Here is a 575-nt window from a genome sequence, read left to right as displayed (position 1 = left end):
CTGACCACGGGCGCAGCCCGTCGCAAGCCTCCCGTACCGACACAAACGAAGGACGATCGTGCTCATTGCCGGGTTCCCCGCCGGGGCATGGGGGACGAACTGTTATCTCGTCGCCCCCGCCGCCGGTGAGGAGTGCGTGATCATCGACCCGGGCCACCAGGCCGCCGACGGTGTGGCGGAGGCGGTCCGCAAGCACCGGCTCAAGCCCGTCGCCGTCGTCCTCACCCACGGCCACATCGACCACGTCGCCTCGGTGGTCCCGGTCTGCGGCGCGCACGACGTGCCCGCCTGGATCCACCCCGAGGACCGGTACATGATGAGCGACCCGGAGAAGGGCATAGGCCGGGCCGTCGGCATGCCGCTCATGGGGGAGCTGACGGTGGGGGAGCCGGACGACGTCAAGGAGCTGGCCGACGGCGCCACGCTGAACCTGGCGGGTCTGGAGTTCTCCGTCGCGCACGCCCCGGGCCATACCAAGGGGTCGGTGACCTTCAACCTGCCCGAGTCGGCCGACATCCCGCCGGTCATGTTCTCGGGCGACCTGCTGTTCGCCGGCTCCATCGGACGCACCGACC

Annotated in this window: 1 protein-coding gene; it reads left to right on the top strand. The window is 70.6% G+C overall.

The annotated features are described in order from the left end of the window. Positions 1–58: 58 nt before the first annotated feature. A partial coding sequence (locus tag LPA54_RS35580) for an MBL fold metallo-hydrolase (RefSeq protein WP_228984708.1) occupies positions 59–575 on the top strand: 517 nt, incomplete at its 3' end.

This window comes from Streptomyces sp. DH12 (genome assembly GCF_020873895.1).
Taxonomy (GTDB): Bacteria; Actinomycetota; Actinomycetes; order Streptomycetales; family Streptomycetaceae; genus Streptomyces.
This window is presented reverse-complemented; position numbering and strand designations above follow the sequence as displayed.